Consider the following 22,075-nt stretch of genomic DNA (forward strand, 5'->3'; position numbering starts at 1 on the left):
TCTGCAAGAAATCGTGCAATGTTGCGGATTGCTTGCAGGCCGGGTTGCAGAGACGTTACGGTCACGCGGTGTTCATCGGACGCTCCGCCTCAGTGGTCCTTGCAGCCCTGCTTGTCGTGCTTGCACCCGTGCCGCCCGCCGTCGCCGCCAGCGTGGGGGCGGGGCGCGGACAGGCGCTGACCGCACGTGTCCCCGCGCCCCCATCGGACGCGGAGCTGGCCGCGCAGCCGAGCCGTCACGACGCCACGCGCGAGCAGTTCTACTTCGTGATGCCCGATCGCTTCGCGAACGGTGACGCCGCGAACGACCGGGGCGGTCTGACCGGTGGGCGCATGGTGACCGGCTACGACCCGACCGACAAGGGCTTCTACCAGGGAGGCGACCTCGCGGGCATCACCGAGCACCTCGACTACATCAAGGGCCTGGGCACCACGGCGATCTGGATGGCGCCGGTCTTCAAGAACCGGCCGGTCCAGGGCACCGGGGACAACGCCTCGGCGGGATACCACGGGTACTGGATCACCGACTTCACGCAGGTCGATCCGCACTTCGGCACCAACGCCGACCTCGAGGAGCTCATCCGCCAGGCGCACGCCCGCGGCATGAAGGTCTTCTTCGATGTGATCGCGAACCACACCGCCGACGCCATCGACTACCGCGAGAAGGCCTACGACTACCGCACGAAGGGTGCCTTCCCGTATCTCGACGGGGAGGGCCGGCCGTTCGACGACGCGGCGTACGCCGACGGGAGCCGCGCGTTCCCCGACGTCGACGCCGACGCGTTCCCCTACACGCCGCAGGCGGCCGGGACCGGCAAGGTGCCCGCCTGGCTCAACGACCCGACGATGTACCACAACCGGGGGGACTCGACCTTCGCGGGCGAGTCGTCGACGTACGGAGACTTCTCCGGGCTCGATGACCTGTGGACCGAGCGTCCGGAGGTCGTCCGGGGCATGGAGAAGATCTACGAGCGCTGGGTACACGACTTCGACATCGACGGGTTCCGGATCGACACCGTGAAGCACGTCGACATGGACTTCTGGACCCAGTGGGCCACCGCGCTCGACGCCTACGCCGCGAAGCAGGGCCGCCAGCACTTCTTCATGTTCGGCGAGGTCTACTCGGCCGACCCGGCGGTCACCTCGCCGTACGTGACCCGGGGACGGCTGGACGCCACGCTCGACTTCCCGCTGCAGGATGCCGCACGTGCCTATGCCTCGCAGGACGCCAGTGCCCAGCGGCTGGCGACCGTCTTCGCCGACGACTACCGCTACACGACCGACAAGGCCAACGCCTACGAGCAGGTGAGCTTCCTCGGCAACCACGACATGGGCCGGATCGGACACTTCCTCGAGGCCGACAACAAGGACGCCGGCGACGCCGAGCTGCTCCAGCGCGCGCGGCTGGCCAACGAGGTCATGTTCCTCAGCCGCGGCAACCCGGTCGTCTACTACGGCGACGAGCAGGGCTTCACCGGCAGCGGCGGTGACAAGGACGCCCGCCAGACGATGTTCGCGTCGAAGGTCGCCGAGTACCTCGACGACGACGAGATCGGCACCGAGCGCACGCACGCCAGCGACGCCTTCGACACCGCCGCGCCGCTCTACCGGCAGATCGCCGGGCTCGCCGAGCTGCGTCGCGAGCACCCGGCCCTCGCCGACGGCGTCCAGATCCAGCGGTACGCCGCGGACGGCCCGGGCGTCTACGCCTTCACCCGCACCGACCCGACCACCGGCCGCGAGTACGTCGTCGCGCTGAACAACGCCGCCGCCCCGGAGACCGCCACCTTCGCGACGGGTGCCGCCGGCATGGCCTACCGCGGCATCCACGGCACCTCCGGCCCGATCACCTCCGACGCCGAGCGACACGTGACGGTCACCGTCCCGGCCCGCTCCGCGGTCGTCTACGAAGCGGTCGACCCGCTGCCCGAGCCCACGACGCCGCCCCACGTCTCGCTGACCGCCCCTCCGCGCGGCGCGACCGGCACGGTCGAGGTCGGCGCCGACGTGGACGGCGGCCGGCTCGACAGGGTCGTCTTCGCCGCCCAGGTCGGGGACGGCCCGTGGCACGTGCTCGGATCGGCCGACCACGCGCCGTACAAGGTGACGCAGGCGCTGCCCGCCGGCCTGCCTGCCGGCACCGCGCTGCGCTACAAGGCGGTGGTCGTCGACCTGGCCGGCCACACGGCTTCCGCCACAGCCAGCAGCGAGTCCGGCACGCCGCCGACGCCCGAGGTCCCCCGAGCCTCCTCGCGCGACTACGCCGTCGTCCACTACCACCGTCCCGACGGCAACTACGGCGACTGGAGCCTCTACGCCTGGGGCGACATCGCCGACGGCGAGTCGACCCCGTGGCCGACGGGTCACCCCTTCCTCGGCCGCGACGCCTACGGAGCCTTCGCCTACGTGAAGCTGAAGCCGGGCGCGTCGAACGTCGGCTTCCTGGTCATCGACGGTCAGGGCACCAAGGACGTCGCCTCCGACCGCTCGATCGACGTCACGAAGAGCGGCGAGGTGTGGCTCGAGCAGGGCGACCCGACCGTGGTCACGCAGCGCCCTCCGTACCCGGAGCAGGACGCCGCCACGGCGATCCTGCACTACCACCGCGCGGACGGGGCGTACGACGGCTGGGGCCTGCACGTCTGGACGGGCGCCGCGACCCCGACCGACTGGGGTGCGCCGCTGCAGCCGGTCCGGAAGGACGCCTACGGGGCGGTCTACGAGGTCCCGCTGGCGGCTGGTGCCACGAGCCTCAGCTACATCCTGCACAAGGGGGACGAGAAGGACCTCCCGGCGGACCAGTCGCTCGACCTGGCCCAGCCCCGGGGTCACGAGGCGTGGCTGCTCGCGGGCGTGGAGAAGCCCCTGCTCCCACAGGCGCCGGGCAGTGCCGGGGCGCTCGACCTCCGTGCGGCGAGGGCGGTCTGGATCGACCGCGACACGGTCGTCTGGGACGGCGTCGCAGGAGCGGCCTCGACGCAACTCCTCTCCTCTGCGGACGGCTCGATCACCGTCGACGGAGGAACGCTGACCAGCGACGACGAGCGATGGCTCCGGCTCTCGCGGACCGCCCTGACCGACGCCCAGGAGGAGGCCTTCCCGCACCTCGCCGGCCGCACGGCCTGGACGATCGACCCACGCGACCGCGACCGGGTCCGGGATGCGGTCCGCGGCCAGGTCGTCGCCTCGCAGCGCAACGCATCCGGCGCCGTGCTGGCCGCCACCGGGGTGCAGCTGGCCGGTGCCCTGGACGACCTCTTCGCGACCGCGACCGCTGCCCGGCTCGGTCCGGTCTTCCGCGACGGGCGGCCGACGCTGTCGGTCTGGGCGCCCACCGCGCAGTCGGTGTCACTGGAGCTCGGTGGTGACCGGGTGCCGATGCGGCGCGACGCGACCACCGGCGTCTGGTCGGTCACCGGCCCGGCGTCCTGGAAGGGGAAGGCCTACCGCTATGCGGTCACCGTCTTCGCACCGACCACGGGGAAGGTGGTCACCAACCTGGTCACCGACCCCTACTCGGTGGCGCTGACCGCCGACTCCGAGCGCAGCCTGATCGCCGACCTCGACGATGCCGCGCTCGCGCCCCGTGGCTGGTCCGCGCTGCAGAAGCCGGCGGCCGTGCCCCTGCGTGACGCGCAGATCCAGGAGCTCCATGTCCGCGACTTCTCCGTCGACGACCCGACGGTGCCGGCCGCGGATCGCGGGACCTATCGCGCCTTCGGCGACCGGGAGAGCGACGGATCGAAGCATCTCCGTGCGCTGGCAGCCGCCGGCACGTCGTACGTGCACCTGCTGCCGGTCTTCGACGTCGCGACCGTGCCGGAGCGGAGGGCCGACCAGGCGACCCCGCCGTGCGACCTCGCCTCCTACGCGCCGGACTCCGAGCAGCAGCAGGAGTGCGTGGGCCGCACTGCGGCTCGCGACGCCTACAACTGGGGCTACGACCCGTACCACTACACCGTCCCCGAGGGCTCCTACGCCAGCGACCCGGACGGCACCGCGCGCACCAGGGAGTTCCGCTCGATGGTGGCGGGCCTCAACCACGACGGCCTGCGCGTGGTCATGGACGTGGTCTACAACCACACCTCCGCGAGCGGGCAGGCCGAGACGTCCGTGCTGGACCGGATCGTCCCCGGCTACTACCAGCGCCTCCTCGCCGACGGCTCGGTAGCGACCAGTACCTGCTGCGCCAACACCGCGCCCGAGAACGCGATGATGGGCAAGCTCGTCGTCGACTCGATCGTGACCTGGGCGAAGGAGTACAAGGTCGACGGGTTCCGGTTCGACCTGATGGGCCACCACCCGAAGGCCAACATCCTCGCGGTGCGAGCGGCGCTCGACGCGCTCACACCCGCGAAGGACGGCGTCGACGGGAAGAAGATCATCCTGTACGGCGAGGGGTGGAACTTCGGCGAGGTCGCCGACGGTGCGCGCTTCGTCCAGGCGACCCAGCGCACCATGGCGGGCACCGGCGTCGCGACCTTCTCCGACCGTGCGCGCGATGCCGTGCGCGGCGGCGGGCCGTTCGACGAGGACCCCCGGGTGCAGGGCTTCGCCTCGGGCCTGTTCACCGACCCCAACGGCTCCCCGGCGAACGGGACGACGGCCGAGCAGCGCCAGCGTCTCCTGCACGACCAGGACCTGATCCAGGTCGGGCTCACCGGCGACCTCGCGGCGTACCGCTTCACCGACAGCCGCGGCCACTCGGTCACCGGCGCGGAGGTCGACTACAACGGGGCGCCCGCGGGCTACGCCCTCGCGCCGGGCGATGCGCTGGCCTACGTCGACGCCCACGACAACGAGTCGCTCTTCGATGCGCTGGCCTACAAGCTCCCGGTCGACACGCCTGCCTCCGACCGGGCCCGCATGCAGGTCCTCGCGATGGCGACCGCCACGCTCTCGCAGGGTCCGTCGCTGGCGCAGGCCGGCACCGACCTGCTGCGCTCGAAGTCGCTGGACCGCAACTCCTACGACAGTGGCGACTGGTTCAACGCGATCCACTGGAACTGCGCCGACGGCAACGGCTTCGGCCGCGGGCTCCCGCCGGCGCGGGACAACCGGTCGAAGTGGGGTTGGGCGCGAACCCTGCTCGCGGCGGTGCACGTGGGCTGTGACCAGATCCAGTCCGCGTCGGCGGCCTGGCGTGACCTGGTGCGGATCCGGGCCACCGAGCCGGCGTTCTCACTGGCCACCGCCGAGAAGGTCCAGGACCAGCTGACCTTCCCGCTCTCCGGCCCGGACGAGACGCCCGGTGTCATCACGATGGCGCTCGGCGACCTGGTCGTCGTCTTCAACGCCACCCCCCAGCGGCAGCAGCAGGAGCTCCCGGGAGCCGCCCGCACGGCCTATGTGCTCCATCCGATCCAGGCCGACGGCTCCGACGCCGTGGTCAAGACCTCCACCTACGACGAGGCGACCGGCACGTTCGGCGTACCGGCCCGCACCGTCGCCGTGTTCACCCGAGAAGAAGGCAACCGATGACCGACCTCCAGACCCTTCCCGGCGCGCAGGACGACCTCGCCGCAGGCCCGACTGCGCGGCCGGACGCCGAGTGGTGGCGCCACGGCGTCATCTACCAGGTCTACCCGCGCAGCTTCGCCGACGCGGACGGTGACGGCATCGGCGACCTCCCGGGCATCCGGGCCCGCCTGCCGTACCTGCGCGACCTCGGGGTGGACGCGGTCTGGCTCTCGCCGTTCTACGCCTCCCCCCAGGCCGACGCGGGGTACGACGTGTCCGACTATCGCCGCGTCGACCCGATGTTCGGCGACCTCTCCGACGCCGCCGGACTCGTCGAGGACGCCCACGAGCTCGGCCTGCGCGTGATCGTCGACCTCGTCCCCAACCACTGCTCGGACCAGCACGAGTGGTTCCAGCGTGCGCTGCGGGACGGGCCCGGTTGCACCGCACGGCAGCGCTTCCACTTCCGACCGGGGCGCGGTGCACACGGCGAGCTCCCGCCGAACGACTGGGAGTCGATCTTCGGCGGCCCCGCGTGGACGCGCGTCGACGACGGGGAGTGGTACCTCCACCTGTTCGCCCCCGAGCAGCCCGACTTCAACTGGGAGCACCGGGCCGTCCGTGACGAGTTCCGGTCCATCCTGCGGTTCTGGCTCGACCTCGGCGTCGACGGGTTCCGCGTGGACGTGGCGCACGGCCTGGTCAAGGCCGCCGGGCTGCCCGACATCGGCAGCTCGGACCAGCTGGCACTGCTCGGCAGCGCTCCGATGCCCTTCTTCGACCAGGACGGGGTGCACGAGATCTACCGCGACTGGCGGCGGGTGCTGGGGGAGTACGCAGGCGACCGGATCCTCGTCGCCGAAGCATGGACGCCGACGCTGGAGCGGGCCGCCCAGTACGTGCGCGCCGACGAGATGCACCAGGCGTTCAACTTCTCCTACCTGTGCACGGACTGGGACGCGACGGCACTGCGCGAGATCGTCGACCTCACGCTGTCCGCGATGGGCGAGGTCGGCGCACCGCCGACGTGGGTGCTCTCCAACCACGACGTCACCCGCCACGCCACCAGGTTCGCCAACCCGCCCGGTGCGGGGATCCAGATGACCACGCCTGGCGACCGCGAGGTCGGCCTGCGCCGTGCGCGTGCCGCCAGCCTGCTGATGTTCGCCCTCCCCGGCTCGGCCTACGTCTACCAGGGTGAGGAGCTCGGCCTTCCCGATGTCACCGACCTGCCCGACGAGGTCCGCGCCGACCCGTCGTTCCACCGGGACAACGGACAGGACGGCTTCCGTGACGGCTGTCGGGTGCCGATCCCGTGGAGCGGCACGGAGGCCCCGTACGGCTTCGGCCCGACTGTGGGCGGCCCGAGCTGGCTTCCCCAGCCGGCGACCTGGGCGGCCCTCAGCGTCGAGGCGCAGACCGGCGTCGACGGCTCGACGCTCGAGCTCTACCGCGCTGCGATCGCGATCCGGAAGCAGCAGCCGGCGCTCGGGGCGGGTGACGGGGTGGAGTGGATCCACGCGCCCGAGGGCGTCCTCGCCTTCCGCCGTGCGGCGCGCGTGGGGGACCCGGTGGTGGTCATCTCCAACACGACGGGGGATCATGTACGCATGCCCCTTCCCGGCCGCCTGCTCCTCGGCTCGTCCGACGTCGTCGTCGACGGCTCCGAGGTCGTGCTCGCTCCGGACAGCACGTCGTGGTGGAACTCGTAGATGGCCGAAGCACGGCGGACCACCCCGCGGCTGGCTGATGTCGCTGCGCATGCCGGGGTCAGCGAGGCCACGGTCTCGCGTGTCCTCAACGGCAAGCCGGGTCCGTCACCGACGACGCGCCAGGCCGTGCTCGCCGCGCTGGACGTGCTCGGCTACGAGCGACCCGGGCGCCCCCGTGAGTCGGGCGCGGGTCTGGTCGGGTTGATCACGCCGGAGCTCAGCAACCCGATCTTCCCTGCCATGGCGCAGGTGATCGAGCAGGTGCTCGCCCGTCACGACTACATTCCGGTCCTCGGCACGCAGACGCCGGGCGGGTCCACCGAGGACGAGCTCGTCGACGTCTTCATCGACCGCGGTGTGGCCGGCATCGTCTTCGTCTCGGGCCTGCACGCCGACATGACCGCGGACCATGAGCGCTATGCGCGGATCGCCGCCCGCGGGGTGCCCTTCGTCCTGATCGACGGCTACAGCGACCGGATCGCTGCGCCGTTCGTCTCCGTTGACGACGAGGCCGCCATGCGCATGGCCGTCGACCACCTGGTCCAGCTGGGCCACGAGCGGATCGGCCTGGCAGTGGGGCCGGCGCGGTTCGTGCCCGCTGCGCGCAAGGTCTCCGGATTCCTCGATGCGATGGCAGCCCGCGGACTCGACGGAGACGATCTGGTGGCCCACTCGCTCTTCACGCTCGAGGGCGGGCAGAACGCAGCGTCCGTCCTGCTCGACAAGGGATGCACCGCGATCGTGTGCGCGAGCGACATCATGGCGTTCGGGGCCATCCGGGCCGCGCGTGCGCGTGGTCTCGACGTGCCCGGAGACCTCTCGGTCGTCGGGTTCGACGACAGCCCGATGACCGCGTTCTCCGACCCTCCGCTCACCACGTTGCGCAAGCCCGTGGAGGCGATGGGTGTCGCCGCGGTCGACGCGCTCCTCGACGAGATCAACGGCAACCCGGCTCACCGGACGGAGTTCGTCGTCCAGCCGGAGCTGGTCCTCCGAGGCTCGACCGACCGACGCGACGCCTGATCCGTCACAGCGGGTCCAGCAGGGCGTCCAGGACCGGGTGCAGGTGCCTGCTCCTCAGCACGAGGGCTGCGTGGGCGGCCCCGGCCTCGAGCGCCTCGGGGAGGCCGGCGCCTGCGAGATGTGCCTGGAGCACGCCGGCGAAGAAGGCATCCCCGGCTCCGTTGGTGTCGACCACCTCGGTCGGGGCGGCGGCGACCCGGTGTGCGCCGCCGGCGGCGTCGACCGCGAGCGCTCCCTCGGCGCCGAGGGTGCAGACCGCGAACGAGGCTCCGAAACGGAGGCATCGCCTGGCCAGGGCCTCGGGGTCGTCCGTGGCGTCTGCGTTGAGGAAGACCGCGTCGGCGGCTTCCAGGAACGGCTGGTGGAAGACCGCCGTGCCGTCGTAGTCGTGGAGGTCCACCCACAGGGGCCGCCCCGTCGAACGGGCAAGCGGCAGCAGGCGGCGTGACGCGGCTGAGAGGTCGAGCACCAGGGCATCCGCCGTCGCCATCACTGACTGGAGGGCCGCGTCCCCCCGGGGGTCCGCCGGGTCCTCGCCGTCAGCGGGAGGTGCGAGGTAGATCGAGAGGCGTTCACCCCGAGGGGTCATCAGGTTCAGGTGCTTCTCGGTGGCTGCTGAGGGGGTCACCCGCAGCCGGACGCCGGCTCGGTCCAGGAGGTAGCGCACGCGCTCGCCGTCGTCGTCGACTCCGAGCCGGGTGGCGAGGACGGTGTCGCAGCCCAGCGTCGCAAGGCCGAGGGCCTTGCCTGCCGATGTCCCGCCCACCGTCTCCCACGACCGGTCGGCGAAGACCGTGTGGGGGACGGGGGCGGGCAGCCGGTCGAGGAGGACGATCCGGTTCCACGAGGCGGGGCCGTGGACGAGGACGGATGGCGGCATGGTCGCGGCTCTCCGGTCGTCAGGCAGTCGGGAGCGCCTCGCCGGTGACGGGCGAGAAGGCGTGGAGCCGCTGCGGGTCGATGCGGAAGTGGACCACGCTGCCCTTGGGAGGCACGCTGCGCGGTTCGACCTTGGCGACCAGCTGCGGGTTCTGCAGCGTCGCCGCGATGCTGCCGTAGAGGAAGGCCTCGGAACCCAGCTCCTCCACGACCAGCACCTCGGCGGCGAAGGCGCCGGCGGTGCCAGCGGCGACACGCTCCAGCGCCTCCGGACGGAAGCCGAGGACGACCTCGCCGGTGGTGAGGGCGGCCGTGGTCGCACGGGGGAGCGGGAGCCGGGCCTCGGCGACGAGTGCCTCGCCTCCCTCGACCGGGAACGTCCCCAGGTTCATCGCGGGCGAGCCGATGAAGCCTGCGACGAACACGTTGGCGGGCCGGTCGTACAGGTCGAGAGGGGCAGCGACCTGCTGCAGGACGCCGTCCTTCAGGACGGCTACCCGGTCGCCCATCGTCATCGCCTCGACCTGGTCGTGTGTCACGTAGACCGTCGTGATGCCGAGGCGGCGCTGGAGCGAGGCGATCTCCGTCCGGGTGGAGACGCGGAGCTTGGCATCGAGGTTGGAGAGCGGTTCGTCCATGAGGAACACCTGGGGCTCGCGGACGATGGCGCGGCCCATGGCGACCCGCTGGCGCTGGCCTCCGGACAGCGCCTTCGGCTTGCGGTCCAGGTAGCGCTCGAGGTCGAGGATCCGTGCGGCGTCGGCCACGCGGGCGCTGATCTCCGCCTTCGACACCCCGGCGATCTTCAGCGCGAACCCCATGTTCTCTCCGACGGTGAGGTGCGGATAGAGCGCGTAGTTCTGGAAGACCATCGCGATGTCGCGGTCCTTCGGACGCAGGTGGGTGACGTCGCGGTCGCCGATCCGGATCGAGCCGGACGACACGTCCTCCAGTCCGGCGAGCATCCGGAGGCTGGTGGACTTCCCGCATCCGGACGGGCCGACGAGCGCCAGGAACTCGCCGGGGGCGACCGCCAGGTCGAGCCGGTCGACGGCGGGGACGGTGGAACCCGGGTAGAGCCGGGTTGCGGCGTCGAAGACGACGGGGGTGGACATGGGACTCCTATCCCTTGGTTCCGCCGGCGGTCAGGCCGGCGACGAGGTGCTTCTGGGCGAAGTAGAAGACGAGTGAGGCGGGCAGCATGATCAGCACCGCACCAGCGGTGAGCAGGTCCCACTGCGGGTTGAAGCGGGGGACGAACTGCTGCAGTCCGGCACCCAGCGTCAGGTTCTTGTCGCTGAGGATGAACGCGATGGCGTAGGCGACCTCGCCCCAGGCGGTGAGGAACGTGTAGAAGGCGGTGACGGCGAGGCCCGGTCGGGCCAGGGGCAGCACGACGTACCAGAAGGTCTTGAACGGCCCGAGGCCGTCGAGGGCGGCGGCGTCGTCGAGCTCGGCCGGGATGGTGTCGAAGTAGCCGCGGAGCATCCAGGTGCAGAACGGCACCGCCACGGAGCAGTAGGCGATCACCAGTGAGGCCTTGGTGTCGATCAGGCCCAGGTTGGCCATGATGGTGTAGATCGGCACGATGAGGATCGCGACCGGGAACATCTGCGTGATCAGGAAGAGCCACATCACGCTGCGCTTGCCCGGGAAGTTGAACCTGCTGAGCGCGTAGCCCGCGGTGGCGGACATCGAGATGCCGATGACCATCGTGAAGAAGGCCACGACCACGGAGTTGAGGAACCAGGACGGGAAGCTGGTCTCGAAGAGCACCCGGCGGTAGTTCTCGAGCGTCGGGTGGTCGAAGAGCCGGATCTCCGAGGACTGGATCGCGTCCTGGGGCTTCAGCGAGGCGAGGAAGACCCACACCACCGGGAAGAGCGCGATCGTCGTGGCCGTGAGGAGCGTGGCGTGCAGGCCGATGGAGGCCAGCGGGCTGCGCTGGTCGCGGCCGCGAGGCTTGCGGGTCACCAGACCTCTCCCTTGCTCTTGAGTGCGCGCCGGTACGCCGCGGCGTACACCACGAGCAGCGCGAGGATGAGGACGCCGTAGGTGGCGGCCAGCGAGTAGTTGCGGAGCCCCTCGAACGCCGCCCGGTACGAGCCGGTCACGAGGATCTCGGTCTCGCCAGCCGGCTGTCCGCCGGTGACGAAGTAGATGATCGGGAACATGTTGAAGGTCCAGATGGTGCCGAGGAGGATCACCGTCGAGCTCACCGGGCGGAGGCCCGGCAGTGTCACGTGGCGGAAGCGCTGCCACGGGCTGGTGCCGTCCATCTCGGCCGCCTCGTAGAGCTCGGAGGGGATCGACTGGAGGCCGCCGAGGATGGCGACCATCATGAAGGGCACTCCGAGCCACACGTTCGTGGCGACAGCCGCGAACATCGCTGTCCAGCGGTGGTTGAACCACTCCACCGGGTCCAGTCCCAGGTTGACCAGGATCGAGTTGATCAGGCCGAACTTCGGGTTGAAGAGGAACTTCCACGCGAAGGCACTGACGAAGGCGGGAACCGCCCACGGGACGATGAGCAGGACGCGGTAGAGGCTGCGTCCGCGGAAGTTGCGGTTGAGGACCACCGCGAGGCCGAGCCCGATCAGGTAGTGGAGCAGGACGCAGGCGACGGTCCAGACGACGGTGTTGCCGAGGAGCAGCCAGAAGTGGCCGCGCTCGCCGGTCAGCAGGTCGGTGTAGTTGTGGAGGCCGACCCAGTGCCACCGGTCAGGGTTGGGCGTGCAGGACTGCGCGCCGCCGAGCGTCTTGCTGCAGACCTCGGCGCGCTGGTTGGTCTCGGTCAGGTTGGTGAAGGACTGGAGGACGCCGCGGACGAGCGGATAGAGCACGAGGGCTCCGAGGACGAAGATGGTCGGGGCCACCATCGCCCAGGCGTACCAGTGCCGGTCGAGGGTCCGCCGCAGTCGACCGCGGCGGACGGGGCCCGGCGTGACGCCGGGCCCCGCTGCACTGCTCGCGCTCATGGCAGGTCGTACTCCGGCACGACGTCGGCCTTGTACTTCGCGGCCGTCTGGTCGAGGGTCTTGTCGACGTCCGCGCCCTGGACGAGCACCTTGGTGGCCATCTCGTCGAGGGGCCCGAAGAAGAGGCCGCCTTCGGGGATCCACGGGCGGGCCTTGGCCACGTCGAGGGCCGACTTCCAGGCGGTGACCCGCTCGTTGTCCTTGATCAGGTCGTACGCGGCCTCGTTCGTCGGCAGCAGGCCGAGCTTGTCAGCGATGAAGGCCTCCGACTCGGGCGAGGTCATGAACTCGAGGAACGCCGTCGCGGCGTCCGCCTTCTTCTCGTCCATGCCCGAGTACACGACGTAGTTGTGGCCCCCCACGGGGGCGCCGGCACCCTGCGAGCCCGCCGGGACGGGAGCGATGCCGAGGTTGTCGAACCCGCCGAACTTCGGGTCCTTCGAGATGTTCGCGACCTCCCAGGGGCCGTTGATCACCATGCCGACCTTGCCCTCCTTGAAGAGCGTCATCATGGTGCCGTAGGAGTCGTTGGCGTCGGGCTTCGGGGCGGCGCCGGACTTCACCAGGTCCTGGGCGATCCGGATGCCGTCCTTGTTCGCCTTGGAGGCAACCTCGATCGTCTTCGTGTCGGTGTCGACCAGGTCGCCGCCCTCGCCGTACATGAAGGGGAGCATGAAGTAGCCGCCACTGTTGAGGTAGATGCCGTCGACATGGGCCTTCTGCTTCAGCAGCTTGGCGTCGGCCTTCACGTCGGCCCACGTGGCGGGCGCCTCGGTGATGCCGGCCTCCTTGAAGAGCTTCTTGTTGTACATCAGGCCGAGGGTGTCGGTGACCTGCGGAACGCCGTACGTCTTGCCGTTGTAGACGTCGGAGGAGAGCGCGGTGTCGAGGTAGTGGTTCTTCGTGAGGACGTCGCTGCCGTCGAGGGCGTACAGGTGGCCCGCTGCTGCGAACTCGGGGACCCAGGCGACCTCCGCGCGGAGGATGTCCGGTGCTCCCTCCCCGGCTTCGGCGGCGGTCTTGAACTTGTTCTGCGCCTCACCGAACGGCACCGACTGGTAGTTGATCTTCACGTTCGGGTACTCGGCGTTGAAGCGCTTGATCAGCTCCTTGAACGCGGGGCCCTCGTTCGTGGGATCGGAGGTGTCCCACCAGGTGAGGGTGGCCTTGAGGGACGCGTGGTCGGGCGTGTCGCTCGACGCGGCGGTCGTGCCCCCGCCTCCGCAGGCGGAGAGGACGAGGGCGACAGCGGCTAGGCCGGTGAGGCCGGGAAGGGTGCGGCGCATGGTGGGCTCCTTGAAGACAGCGGCTCGGGACCGGTGTGGCCGCACTCTGTGACGGCCATCACGGACCGTAGCAAGAACTTGCAGGCAATTGAAAGAGATTGCTGCAAGTTTTGCAGAGGTGTTTGATGGCTCCATGGGGACTCTTGCGGAGATCGCACGTGAAGCCGGCGTCAGCGAGGCCACGGTCAGCCGGGTGCTGAACGCGAAGCCCGGCGTGAGCGCTGCCGCGCGCCAGCACGTCCTGATGGCCCTGGACGTGCTCGGGTACGAGCGCCCGACCAGGCTGCGGCGGCGCAGCGCGGGCCTGGTGGGGCTGGTGGTCCCGGAGCTCGACAACCCGATCTTCCCTGCGATCGCGCAGGTGATCGAGGACTCGCTCACCCAGCGCCGCTACACACCGGTGCTGTGCACACAGTCGCCGGGCGGAATCGCGGAGGACGAGTACGTGGAGTCACTGCTCGACCACGGGGTCGCCGGCATCCTGTTCGTGTCGGGCCGGCACGCGGACGTCGGGGCAGACCATGAGCGTTACCGGGCCCTCGTCGGGCGCGGCATGCCGGTGGCCTTCATCAACGGGTACGTCGAGGGCATCCCTGCTCCCTTCTTCTCGACGGACGACGCGGCCGCGACGGAGCTCGCGGTGGCCCACCTCGTGCAGCTCGGGCACCGGCGGATCGGGCTCGCGACCGGTCCCGGACGGTTCACTCCCTCGCTGCGGAAGCGTGCTGGCTTCGTCGCAGCACTGAACCGGCTGCTCGGCCTCACCGCGCAGGAGGCAGAGAGCTGGGTCGAGGAGAGCCTGTTCACCGTGGAGGGTGGCGCGGCCTCCGCGGCGAGCCTCGTCGAGCGGGGCGCGACGGGGATCGTCTGTGCCTCCGACATGATGGCGATCGGCGCCGTCCGCGGCGTCCGTGATGCGGGTCTCTCGGTCCCCGGCGACGTGTCGGTGGTCGGCTTCGACGACTCGAACCTGATGGGCTTCCTCGACCCGCCCCTCACGACGATCCGGCAGCCGGTGCACGCCCTCTGCTCTGCGGCGGTGGCTGCCGTGGCCGATGCCATCGGCGGTGCGCCCGTGCCCGCGCGGGAGTACGTCTTCAAGCCCGAGCTGGTGCTGCGTCAGTCGACAGGTCCTGCACGCCCCGGGGCGTGACCTCGCCGGCTGTCACAGATCGACGGCGCCTGGTGTCTTCATGTCGACCGCGATCACGAGGATCGCCACGAGCAAGGGAGACGACCATGACCACCCGCATCCCCGCCGCCGAGATCACCGGCCTGAAGGGCGCGATCGTGAAGGCGTTCAGCAGGAAGATGTTCGGCAAGGTGCCCGAGTCGCTCGGCGTCATGTGGCACAACCAGGCCGTGCTCGACGCGTCGATGGGCTTCGGGCAGAAGCTGAGGAAGTGGGACAGCTGCGACCCGGGCCTCAAGGCCTACGCCCACATGGCCGTGGCGTCGTACATCGGCTGCAGCTGGTGCCTCGACTTCAACTACTTCATGGCCCGGCACGAGGGGCTCGACCTCGAGAAGGCGCAGCAGGTGCCGCGCTGGCGCGAGTCCGACGTCTTCACCCCGCTCGAGCGCGACGTCCTGGAGTACGCCGAGGCGATGACCGCCACGCCGGTGGAGGTCACCGACGAGCTGTCGTCCCGGCTCCTCGACGCACTCGGTCCGGCCGCGCTCGTCGAGCTGACCAGCGTCATCGGGTTCGCCAACCTGACCACCCGGGGCAACGTCGCGATGGGCATCGAGTCCGAGGGCTTCGCCGACTCCTGTGGCATGAAGCCGCTGGCCGCGCGCCCGGGAGTAGCGTCGCCGGCATGAGCGCCACCGCCCTCGGGGACGACCCGTTCGTCGCTCACCGCAGCCTGCTCTTCACCGTCGCCTACGAGATGCTCGGCTCCGCGGCCCACGCCGAGGACGTCGTGCAGGAGGCCTGGCTGCGGTGGGACGAGGTCGACCGGGCGACGGTGCGCGACCCGCGTGCGTACCTCGTCCGGATCGTCACCCGGCAGGCGCTCAACCGGCTGCGGACGCTGAGCCGCCGCCGCGAGGAGTACGTCGGGGAGTGGCTACCGGAGCCGCTCCTCACCGTGCCCGACGTGGCCGAGGACGTCGAGCTCGCCGAGAGCGTGTCGATCGCGATGCTCACGGTGCTGGAGTCCCTCACGCCGACCGAGCGAGCCGTCTTCGTGCTGCGCGAGGTCTTCGACGTGCCCCACGACGAGATCGCGGCGGCGGTCGGCAAGACGTCGGCGGCCGTGCGCCAGATCAGCAGCCGTGCCCGCAACCACGTCGAGGCGCGGCGTCCGCGGATGCGGGTCAGCCGCGACGAGCAGCAGGAGGTCGTCGACAGGTTCGTCGCGGCGGTGACCACCGGTGACCTCCAGGGCCTGCTCGACGTGCTGGCCCCGGACGTCGTCCTCCTCGCAGACGGTGGCGGGATCGCCAACGCCGTGCGGATGCCGATCCTCGGGGCGAAGAAGGTGGCGAACCTGCTCCGCCCGTTCCCGCGGGTGGCGGTCAACGCCACGGTGGAGACGTTCCCGCTCAACGGCGGTGTCGGCGTGCGGATCGACGACGAGGCCGGCGGCCCGACCATCGTCAGCGTGGAGATCGCCGAGGGACGGATCACCCGGATCTTCGCCATGCGCAACCCCCACAAGCTGGGTTGGCTGGACGAGGCCATCGAGCTCCGGAGGTAGTGCGCTACAGTCGCAGGCGAACAAGACACACGGGAGTCCGCGGCAGTGGACTGAGAGGGAGCTGGAGCCGCTCCGACCGTTGAACCTGATCCGGGTAATGCCGGCGATAGGGACGTGAAGGAGTGCACCTCATGGTGCCCCAGCTGATGTGCCTGGTGTCGTCCGTCGACGACCTCGCGCTGCTGCCTGCCCTCGCGATGGCGGGCGTCGACGCCTTCCAGGTCCGCGACAAGCGTCTGGAGCGCGACGGCCTGATCGCGCTGACCAACCACGTGATGAACCTCGTGCCCGCCGCGAAGGTCATCGTCAACGACCGGATCGACGTCGCGGTCATCACCGGCGCCGACGGCGTCCACGTCGGTGCGTCCGACATGCCCGTCGCTGAGGTGCGGTCGATGGTCAGTCGCGCCCAGGGGCGCGGCTTCCTCTCCGACCGCTTCCTGATCGGCGCCACCTGCCGTACGGCGGCCGACGTGCGCGCCGCGGGTGACCTCGGCGCGTCGTACGTCGGGGTGGGGCCGGTCTTCGCCACCACGTCGAAGGACGGCCTGCCCGACCCGCTCGGCGTGGAGGGGCTGGCCGCCGCGGTGGTGCCCGGGGGAGTGCCGGTCCTCGGCATCGGCGGGATCACGCCCCGCAACGCCGTCGAGGTGGTGGCCGGGGGAGCCCACGGGGTGGCGGTGATCGGCGGCATCTGGAACGAGCCCGACCCGGTCGCGGCCGCCCGGGAGCTCGTCGCGGCGGTGCGTGCGCGATGAAGGTGCGGGTCCTCGGTGCCGGCGTCATCGGCCTCGCCTGTGCGTGGGAGCTGACCCGACGCGGCCACACGGTCGAGGTGGTGGACCCGGCGCCGGGCGCGGGTGCCTCCCACGCGGCGGCGGGCATGCTCTGCCCCGCCGGCGAGCTGTGGCACGGCGAAGAGGACCTGTGGCGCCTCGGGCGCGAGTCCGCCGCGCTCTGGCCCGCGTTCGCCTCGCAGCTCGGCGTCGAGGTGCACCGCACCGGCACGCTCCTCGCCGGAGCAGACGCCGGCGACCTCCAGGAGATCGACCGGCAGCTCGCCCTGCTCGCTGCGGCAGGCACGGTCGTCGAGCCGCTCGGTCGCCGGGAGCTGCAGGCGACCGAGCCCGGGCTCGGTCGGGTGGCGGGCGGTGCCCTGCTGCCGGAGGACCACAGCGTCGACCCGCGGTCCGTCGTCGCCGCACTCCTCGCGCGGGTGCCGGTCACCCGTTCCTCCGTCGGCCTCCACGTCGCCGACCCGGCGTACGACGTGACGGTCGTGGCCACCGGATCCGACCTGCCCGAGCCCTTCGCGCACCTGGTCCGCCCCGTGCGCGGCGAGATCCTGCGCGTCCGCACCGACGACGCGCCCCGCCACGTCGTGCGCGGCCTCGTGCACGGGGAGCCGGTCTACGTCGTGCCCCGTGCGGGGTCGGACGAGGTCGTCATCGGGGCCACGTCGGAGGAGCACGACGGTCCGGCCGTGGTCACCGTCGAGGGTGTGCACCGCCTGCTCGACGCGGCCCGTCAGCTGCTGCCCTCGCTGGACCGCGCAGCGTTCGTCGAGGCGATCGCGCGCAACCGTCCCGGCACCCGCGACAACCTCCCGCTGGTCGGTCCCAGCGGGGTCGACGGTGTCGTCCTCGCCGCGGGCCACTACCGGCACGGCGTGCTCCTCGCGCCGCTCACCGCACGCCTCGTCGCCGACCAGCTCGAGACCGGAGCCGTCGACGTCGCGCTCGACCCGCGGCGTCCCGCACTCGAAGGAGCCCCCGCATGAACCTCACCGTCAACGGGTCACCGCGCGCCTGCGCCGACGCGGCCACCGTCGCATCCCTGGTGGCCGACGTGCTCGGCGGCCCCGTGCAGGGCAGCGCGGTCGCCGTCAACGGCGAGGTCGTGCCGCGCGCCGCCCACACGGCCACCCGCCTGAACGACGGCGACGTCGTCGAGATCGTCACGGCGGTGCAGGGTGGCTGACGCGCTGACCATCGCCGGCGTCGAGCTCGCCTCCCGCCTCTTCCTCGGCACCGGCGGCCTGCCGCGGCCGGCCCTGCTGGACCCCGTCCTCGCGGCGGCGCGACCGGGCCTCGTCACGGTCTCGATGCGGCGTGCCTCCGGCACGTCCGACGGTGGCCTGCTGGGGACGCTCGCGGCCCACGGCGTACGGCTGCTGCCCAACACCGCCGGCTGCCGGACCGCGCGGGAAGCCGTCCTCACGGCCGAGCTGGCCCGTGAGGCGCTCGAGACCGACTGGGTGAAGCTCGAGGTGATCGGGGACGAGGTCTCGCTGCTGCCCGACGCGATCGAGCTGCTCGACGCGGCCGAGCAGCTGGTGCGCCGCGGCTTCGTCGTCCTCCCGTACACGACCGACGACCCCGTCCTGGCCCGTCGCCTCGAGGACGCCGGCTGCGCGGCGGTCATGCCGCTGGGGTCGCCGATCGGCTCCGGCCTGGGCATCCTCAACCCCCACGCGATCGAGGCCGTCGTCGCCTCCGTGTCCGTGCCGGTCGTCCTCGATGCCGGCGTCGGCACTGCCTCCGACGCCGCCCTCGCCCTGGAGCTGGGCTGCTCGGCCGTGCTGGCGGCCACGGCGATCACCCGCGCCGACGACCCGGTGGCGATGGCCACGGCACTCCGGCTCGGGGTCGAGGCCGGCCACGCCGCGCGTGCCGCGGGCCGGATCCCCCGGCGGGCAGGCGCTCGGGCCTCTTCGCCGATGGCAGGGCTGATCTCGTGAACCTTCCCCGCCTGCTCCTGCTGACCGACCGCAGCCAGCTGCCGCTGGGTCGCTCGCTGGTCTCGGCCGTCGCGGACTGCGTCGACGCCGGGCTCACCCACGTGGTCGTGCGGGAGCTGGACGAGACGCCGCTGGCGCGCATGGCGCTGGTCGCCGCCCTGACCGAGGTCGGCGCGACGGTCATCTCCGCGCACGACGCGCTCCACGGCGCAGCCGGGGTGCACCTCCCGTCGAGCGCGGCCACGGTCGCGCCCCGCGACCTGCCGTGGGGCCGCTCGTGCCACTCCGCCACCGAGGTGCACGTCGCGGCCGCTGCCGGCGCGGCGTGGGCGACGCTCTCCCCGTTCGCCGCGACGGCCTCGAAGCCCGGCCGCCGGCCGATCGAGCGCGGGGAGTACGCCGTTGCTGCCACGGCCGGGATCCCGGTCTTCGCACTCGGTGGCATCACCCCGGAGAACGCCGTGGACGCGATCGCCTGCGGTGCCGACGGGCTCGCGGTCATGGGTGCGGTCATGCGCGCTGCCGACCCGGCCTCCGTCGTACGGGAGCTGCTGGACCTGCTCGAGGACGCGCCGTGGTGACCCCGCCGGTCGTCCTCACCGTCGCCGGTACGGACTCGGGCGGAGGGGCCGGCATCGCGGCCGACCTGGCGACCTTCGCTGCGCTCGGCGTGCACGGGACGTGCGTGGTCGCCGCGGTGACCGCCCAGGACACCACCGCGGTCCACGCCGTCCACGCGGTGCCGTTCGACGTGGTCGCTGCCCAGCTCGACGCGGTGATCGCCGACCTTCCTCCCGTCGTCGTGAAGACCGGCATGCTCGCCACGGCCGACGTCGCCCGGCTGGTGGCCCGCTGGTGTGCGGGGAGCCCATCCCGCCAGCTGGTCGTGGACCCGGTGCTGCGGGCCACCACCGGCGCTGCGCTGGCCGACGACGACCTGGTGCGCGCCTACGCCGCCGTGCTGCTGCCCGTCGCGACCGTGGTCACCCCGAACGCTGCCGAAGCCCGCGCGCTGCTCGCTCTCGCCGCCGACGACCCCACGCCCTCGCGTGAGCTCGCCGGGCTGCTCGCCGCGCAGCTCGCCGGCCCGGCCGTGGTCCTGACCGGTGGCCCGCTCGGCGCTCCGGCGGCCTCCTCGTCGACCTGCATCGACTGGCTGACCCGCCCCGGCGACGAGCCCGTCGCGATCGAGCACCCCGCCGTCGCGACCCCCAACGACCACGGAACCGGCTGTACGCACGCCAGTGCGCTGGCCGCCTTCCTGGCCCACGGACACGACGTCGCCACCGCCGCGGCCCGGGCTGCGGCGTACGTCTCCGGCCAGCTCGTCGCCAGCCGCGGCTGGCAGCTGGGCAGCGGCCGCGGGCCGATCGCCCACACCACTGATCCGAACACCATCCTGCCCCGCACGACCATCCCGTCCACCGAGGAGACCGCATGACCGCGACCGACGCCGAGCGCACCATCGAGCGCACGGAGACCAGCCCGTTCCACGAGCCGGTGCACCCGGCCCACAGCCGCGTCCTCAAGGGCGATCTCGGCGTCCCCTTCACGCGGGTCGAGCTGACCAACGGCTCCACCTTCGACCGCTACACCACCGAGGGCCCGGGCTCCCAGCCCGAGGTCGGCCTGCCGCTGCTGCGCCAGGCCTGGATCGAGGCCCGCGACGACTCCGAGGAGTACGACGGCCGCGAGGTGCAGCTGCTCGACAACGGCAAGGCGGCGCTGCGCTCCGGCGTACACCGGGAGCAGTGGCAGGGACGCGCCTACAAGCCGCGCAAGGCCAAGCCGGGCCGGAACCTCTCGCAGATGCACTACGCGAAGCAGGGCATCGTCACCCCGGAGATGGAGTACGTCGCCCAGCGCGAGGGGTGCTCGGTCGAGCTGGTCCGCTCCGAGGTCGCGGCGGGCCGGGCGATCATCCCCAACAACGTCAACCACCCGGAGTCGGAGCCGATGATCATCGGCCGGAAGTTCCTGGTGAAGGTCAACGCCAACATCGGCAACTCCGCGGTCACCTCCTCGATCGCGGAGGAGGTGGAGAAGCTGACCTGGGCGATCCGCTGGGGCACCGACACCGTCATGGACCTCTCGACCGGTGACGACATCCACACGACGCGCGAGTGGATCATCCGCAACTCGCCCGTCCCGATCGGCACCGTCCCGATCTACCAGGCGCTGGAGAAGGTCAACGGCGAGGCCGACAAGCTGACCTGGGAGATCTTCCGCGACACGCTGATCGAGCAGGCCGAGCAGGGCGTCGACTACATGACGATCCACGCCGGCGTGCTGCTGCGCTACGTGCCGCTGACCGCGAACCGCGTGACCGGCATCGTCTCCCGCGGCGGCTCGATCATGGCCGGGTGGTGCCTCGCGCACCACGAGGAGAACTTCCTCTACACGCACTTCGACGAGATCTGCGAGATCTTCCAGCAGTACGACGTCGCCTTCTCGCTCGGCGACGGCCTGCGCCCCGGTGCGACCGCCGACGCCAACGACGAGGCCCAGCTGAGCGAGCTGCGCACGCTGGCCGAGCTCACCAAGCGCGCCTGGGAGTACGACGTGCAGGTCATGGTCGAGGGGCCGGGGCACGTCCCGCTCAACCTCGTCGAGGAGAACGTGGTCCTCCAGCAGGACTGGTGCCATGGCGCGCCGTTCTACACGCTCGGCCCGCTGGTCACCGACATCGCGCCGGGCTACGACCACATCACCTCGGCCATCGGCGCTGCCACGATCGCCATGCACGGCACGGCCATGCTCTGCTACGTCACGCCGAAGGAGCACCTCGGTCTCCCGAACCGCGACGACGTGAAGACCGGTGTCATCACCTACAAGCTCTCGGCGCACGCGGCCGACGTCGCGAAGGGCCACCCCGGCGCCCGCGACTGGGACGACGCGCTCTCGCACGCGCGCTTCGAGTTCCGCTGGCGCGACCAGTTCGCGCTCTCGCTCGACCCGCACACGGCGGAGGCGTTCCACGACGAGACGCTCCCGGCCGAGAACGCCAAGACCGCGCACTTCTGCTCGATGTGCGGACCGAAGTTCTGCTCGATGCGGATCTCGCAGGACGTCCGTGACCGCTTCGGTGCCGCGCTCGAGCCGGGTCAGGTCACCGACGAGGCCGAGGCCGGCATGAAGGCGAAGTCCGCCGAGTTCGTCGAGCTCGGCCGCTCGGTCTACGTGGAGCCCACCGCCTGACCCCAGCGCCGAGACGGGGCTCGTGCAACGCCGGGACGGGGCTCGTGCCGGCGAACCGCCGGCACGAGCCCCGTCCCACGGCGGCACGAGCCCCG

At 71.4% G+C, this 22,075-nt stretch carries 18 protein-coding genes and 1 riboswitch; of the genes, 13 read left to right on the forward strand and 5 right to left on the reverse strand.

The genetic code is table 11. From position 1 onward, the window contains the following. Positions 1–68 precede the first annotated feature (68 nt). Genes pulA through Q5722_RS10860 form a run of 3 tightly spaced genes read left to right on the forward strand, consistent with a single transcriptional unit; the run spans position 69 to position 8,194 of the window. Positions 69–5,480, forward strand: a complete 5,412-nt coding sequence (gene pulA / locus Q5722_RS10850; RefSeq protein ID WP_305028218.1) for a pullulanase-type alpha-1,6-glucosidase — start codon at positions 69–71, stop codon at positions 5,478–5,480. Continuing rightward, positions 5,477–7,171: a glycoside hydrolase family 13 protein gene (locus Q5722_RS10855; RefSeq protein WP_305028219.1), complete on the forward strand. Its 1,695-nt coding sequence runs from the start codon at positions 5,477–5,479 to the stop codon at positions 7,169–7,171. Before pulA ends, Q5722_RS10855 begins: the two co-directional genes overlap by 4 nt. Beyond that, a complete protein-coding gene (locus tag Q5722_RS10860; RefSeq protein ID WP_305028220.1) occupies positions 7,172–8,194 on the forward strand; it encodes a LacI family DNA-binding transcriptional regulator in 1,023 nt (340 codons plus the stop codon). A 4-nt stretch (positions 8,195–8,198) separates the two neighbouring features. On the opposite strand, the gene Q5722_RS10865 is transcribed toward Q5722_RS10860, so the two are convergent. Genes Q5722_RS10865 through Q5722_RS10885 form a run of 5 tightly spaced genes read right to left on the reverse strand, consistent with a single transcriptional unit; the run spans position 8,199 to position 13,337 of the window. Further along, positions 8,199–9,074 carry a carbohydrate kinase family protein gene (locus tag Q5722_RS10865; RefSeq protein ID WP_305028221.1) on the reverse strand — a complete coding sequence of 292 codons (876 nt, stop codon included), beginning with the start codon at positions 9,072–9,074 and terminating at the stop codon, positions 8,199–8,201. Between the two features lie 19 nt (positions 9,075–9,093). Beyond that, complete coding sequence (locus Q5722_RS10870; RefSeq protein ID WP_305028222.1) at positions 9,094–10,188, reverse strand: ABC transporter ATP-binding protein; 1,095 nt, start codon at positions 10,186–10,188, stop codon at positions 9,094–9,096. 7 nt (positions 10,189–10,195) lie between these two features. Further along, entirely contained in the window at positions 10,196–11,047 is an 852-nt protein-coding gene (locus Q5722_RS10875; protein ID WP_305028223.1) for a sugar ABC transporter permease, read from the reverse strand. After that, a complete protein-coding gene (locus Q5722_RS10880; RefSeq protein ID WP_305028224.1) occupies positions 11,044–12,051 on the reverse strand; it encodes a carbohydrate ABC transporter permease in 1,008 nt (335 codons plus the stop codon). Before Q5722_RS10880 ends, Q5722_RS10875 begins: the two co-directional genes overlap by 4 nt. Next, complete coding sequence (locus Q5722_RS10885; protein ID WP_305028226.1) at positions 12,048–13,337, reverse strand: extracellular solute-binding protein; 1,290 nt, start codon at positions 13,335–13,337, stop codon at positions 12,048–12,050. The genes Q5722_RS10880 and Q5722_RS10885 overlap by 4 nt, the downstream gene beginning before the upstream one ends. 133 nt (positions 13,338–13,470) lie before the next feature. Between Q5722_RS10885 and Q5722_RS10890 the strand changes: the two genes are divergently transcribed. The 10 genes from Q5722_RS10890 (at position 13,471) to thiC (ending at position 21,980) form a co-directional block, all read left to right on the forward strand. Next, positions 13,471–14,490, forward strand: a complete 1,020-nt coding sequence (locus Q5722_RS10890) for a LacI family DNA-binding transcriptional regulator (RefSeq protein ID WP_305028227.1) — start codon at positions 13,471–13,473, stop codon at positions 14,488–14,490. Positions 14,491–14,576: 86 nt separating this feature from the next. Then, the gene (locus Q5722_RS10895; RefSeq protein WP_305028228.1) at positions 14,577–15,161 is read left to right on the forward strand and encodes a carboxymuconolactone decarboxylase family protein; all 585 of its coding nucleotides are present in this window, start codon (positions 14,577–14,579) and stop codon (positions 15,159–15,161) included. Beyond that, positions 15,158–16,042, forward strand: coding sequence for an RNA polymerase sigma-70 factor (locus tag Q5722_RS10900; RefSeq protein ID WP_305028229.1), 885 nt, complete (start codon positions 15,158–15,160; stop codon positions 16,040–16,042). The genes Q5722_RS10895 and Q5722_RS10900 overlap by 4 nt, the downstream gene beginning before the upstream one ends. Positions 16,043–16,062: 20 nt before the next feature. Next, a riboswitch (TPP riboswitch) is annotated at positions 16,063–16,172 on the forward strand. A 1-nt stretch (position 16,173) separates the two neighbouring features. Then, positions 16,174–16,800, forward strand: a complete 627-nt coding sequence (locus tag Q5722_RS10905; protein ID WP_305028230.1) for a thiamine phosphate synthase — start codon at positions 16,174–16,176, stop codon at positions 16,798–16,800. Further along, the gene (thiO, locus tag Q5722_RS10910; RefSeq protein WP_305028231.1) at positions 16,797–17,822 is read left to right on the forward strand and encodes a glycine oxidase ThiO; all 1,026 of its coding nucleotides are present in this window, start codon (positions 16,797–16,799) and stop codon (positions 17,820–17,822) included. Before Q5722_RS10905 ends, thiO begins: the two co-directional genes overlap by 4 nt. After that, complete coding sequence (gene thiS / locus Q5722_RS10915; RefSeq protein WP_305028232.1) at positions 17,819–18,022, forward strand: sulfur carrier protein ThiS; 204 nt, start codon at positions 17,819–17,821, stop codon at positions 18,020–18,022. The genes thiO and thiS overlap by 4 nt, the downstream gene beginning before the upstream one ends. Continuing rightward, the gene (locus Q5722_RS10920; protein ID WP_305028233.1) at positions 18,015–18,782 is read left to right on the forward strand and encodes a thiazole synthase; all 768 of its coding nucleotides are present in this window, start codon (positions 18,015–18,017) and stop codon (positions 18,780–18,782) included. Before thiS ends, Q5722_RS10920 begins: the two co-directional genes overlap by 8 nt. Then, positions 18,779–19,363 carry a thiamine phosphate synthase gene (locus Q5722_RS10925; RefSeq protein ID WP_305028234.1) on the forward strand — a complete coding sequence of 195 codons (585 nt, stop codon included), beginning with the start codon at positions 18,779–18,781 and terminating at the stop codon, positions 19,361–19,363. Before Q5722_RS10920 ends, Q5722_RS10925 begins: the two co-directional genes overlap by 4 nt. Next, positions 19,357–20,223 (forward strand): bifunctional hydroxymethylpyrimidine kinase/phosphomethylpyrimidine kinase, encoded by an 867-nt coding sequence (gene thiD, locus Q5722_RS10930; RefSeq protein ID WP_305028235.1) that lies wholly within the window; start codon positions 19,357–19,359, stop codon positions 20,221–20,223. The genes Q5722_RS10925 and thiD overlap by 7 nt, the downstream gene beginning before the upstream one ends. Then, a complete protein-coding gene (thiC, locus tag Q5722_RS10935; RefSeq protein ID WP_305028236.1) occupies positions 20,220–21,980 on the forward strand; it encodes a phosphomethylpyrimidine synthase ThiC in 1,761 nt (586 codons plus the stop codon). The genes thiD and thiC overlap by 4 nt, the downstream gene beginning before the upstream one ends. The last annotated feature ends 95 nt before the right edge of the window (positions 21,981–22,075 follow it).

It is taken from the genome of Nocardioides jiangxiensis, assembly GCF_030580915.1.
Lineage (GTDB): Bacteria > Actinomycetota > Actinomycetes > Propionibacteriales > Nocardioidaceae > Nocardioides > Nocardioides jiangxiensis.

What these genes read in the sequence shown, in the direction of transcription:
- Q5722_RS10870 (WP_305028222.1), bottom strand. Translation starts at nt 10,188, where the DNA reads ATGTCCACCCCCGTCGTCTTCGACGCCGCAACCCGGCTCTACCCGGGT.
- Q5722_RS10895 (WP_305028228.1), top strand. Translation starts at nt 14,577, where the DNA reads ATGACCACCCGCATCCCCGCCGCCGAGATCACCGGCCTGAAGGGCGCG.
- Q5722_RS10900 (WP_305028229.1), top strand. Translation starts at nt 15,158, where the DNA reads ATGAGCGCCACCGCCCTCGGGGACGACCCGTTCGTCGCTCACCGCAGC.
- Q5722_RS10865 (WP_305028221.1), bottom strand. Translation starts at nt 9,074, where the DNA reads ATGCCGCCATCCGTCCTCGTCCACGGCCCCGCCTCGTGGAACCGGATC.
- Q5722_RS10890 (WP_305028227.1), top strand. Translation starts at nt 13,471, where the DNA reads ATGGGGACTCTTGCGGAGATCGCACGTGAAGCCGGCGTCAGCGAGGCC.
- thiS (WP_305028232.1), top strand. Translation starts at nt 17,819, where the DNA reads ATGAACCTCACCGTCAACGGGTCACCGCGCGCCTGCGCCGACGCGGCC.
- Q5722_RS10905 (WP_305028230.1), top strand. Translation starts at nt 16,174, where the DNA reads ATGGTGCCCCAGCTGATGTGCCTGGTGTCGTCCGTCGACGACCTCGCG.
- Q5722_RS10880 (WP_305028224.1), bottom strand. Translation starts at nt 12,051, where the DNA reads ATGAGCGCGAGCAGTGCAGCGGGGCCCGGCGTCACGCCGGGCCCCGTC.
- thiO (WP_305028231.1), top strand. Translation starts at nt 16,797, where the DNA reads ATGAAGGTGCGGGTCCTCGGTGCCGGCGTCATCGGCCTCGCCTGTGCG.
- Q5722_RS10855 (WP_305028219.1), top strand. Translation starts at nt 5,477, where the DNA reads ATGACCGACCTCCAGACCCTTCCCGGCGCGCAGGACGACCTCGCCGCA.
- Q5722_RS10885 (WP_305028226.1), bottom strand. Translation starts at nt 13,337, where the DNA reads ATGCGCCGCACCCTTCCCGGCCTCACCGGCCTAGCCGCTGTCGCCCTC.
- thiC (WP_305028236.1), top strand. Translation starts at nt 20,220, where the DNA reads ATGACCGCGACCGACGCCGAGCGCACCATCGAGCGCACGGAGACCAGC.
- Q5722_RS10860 (WP_305028220.1), top strand. Translation starts at nt 7,172, where the DNA reads ATGGCCGAAGCACGGCGGACCACCCCGCGGCTGGCTGATGTCGCTGCG.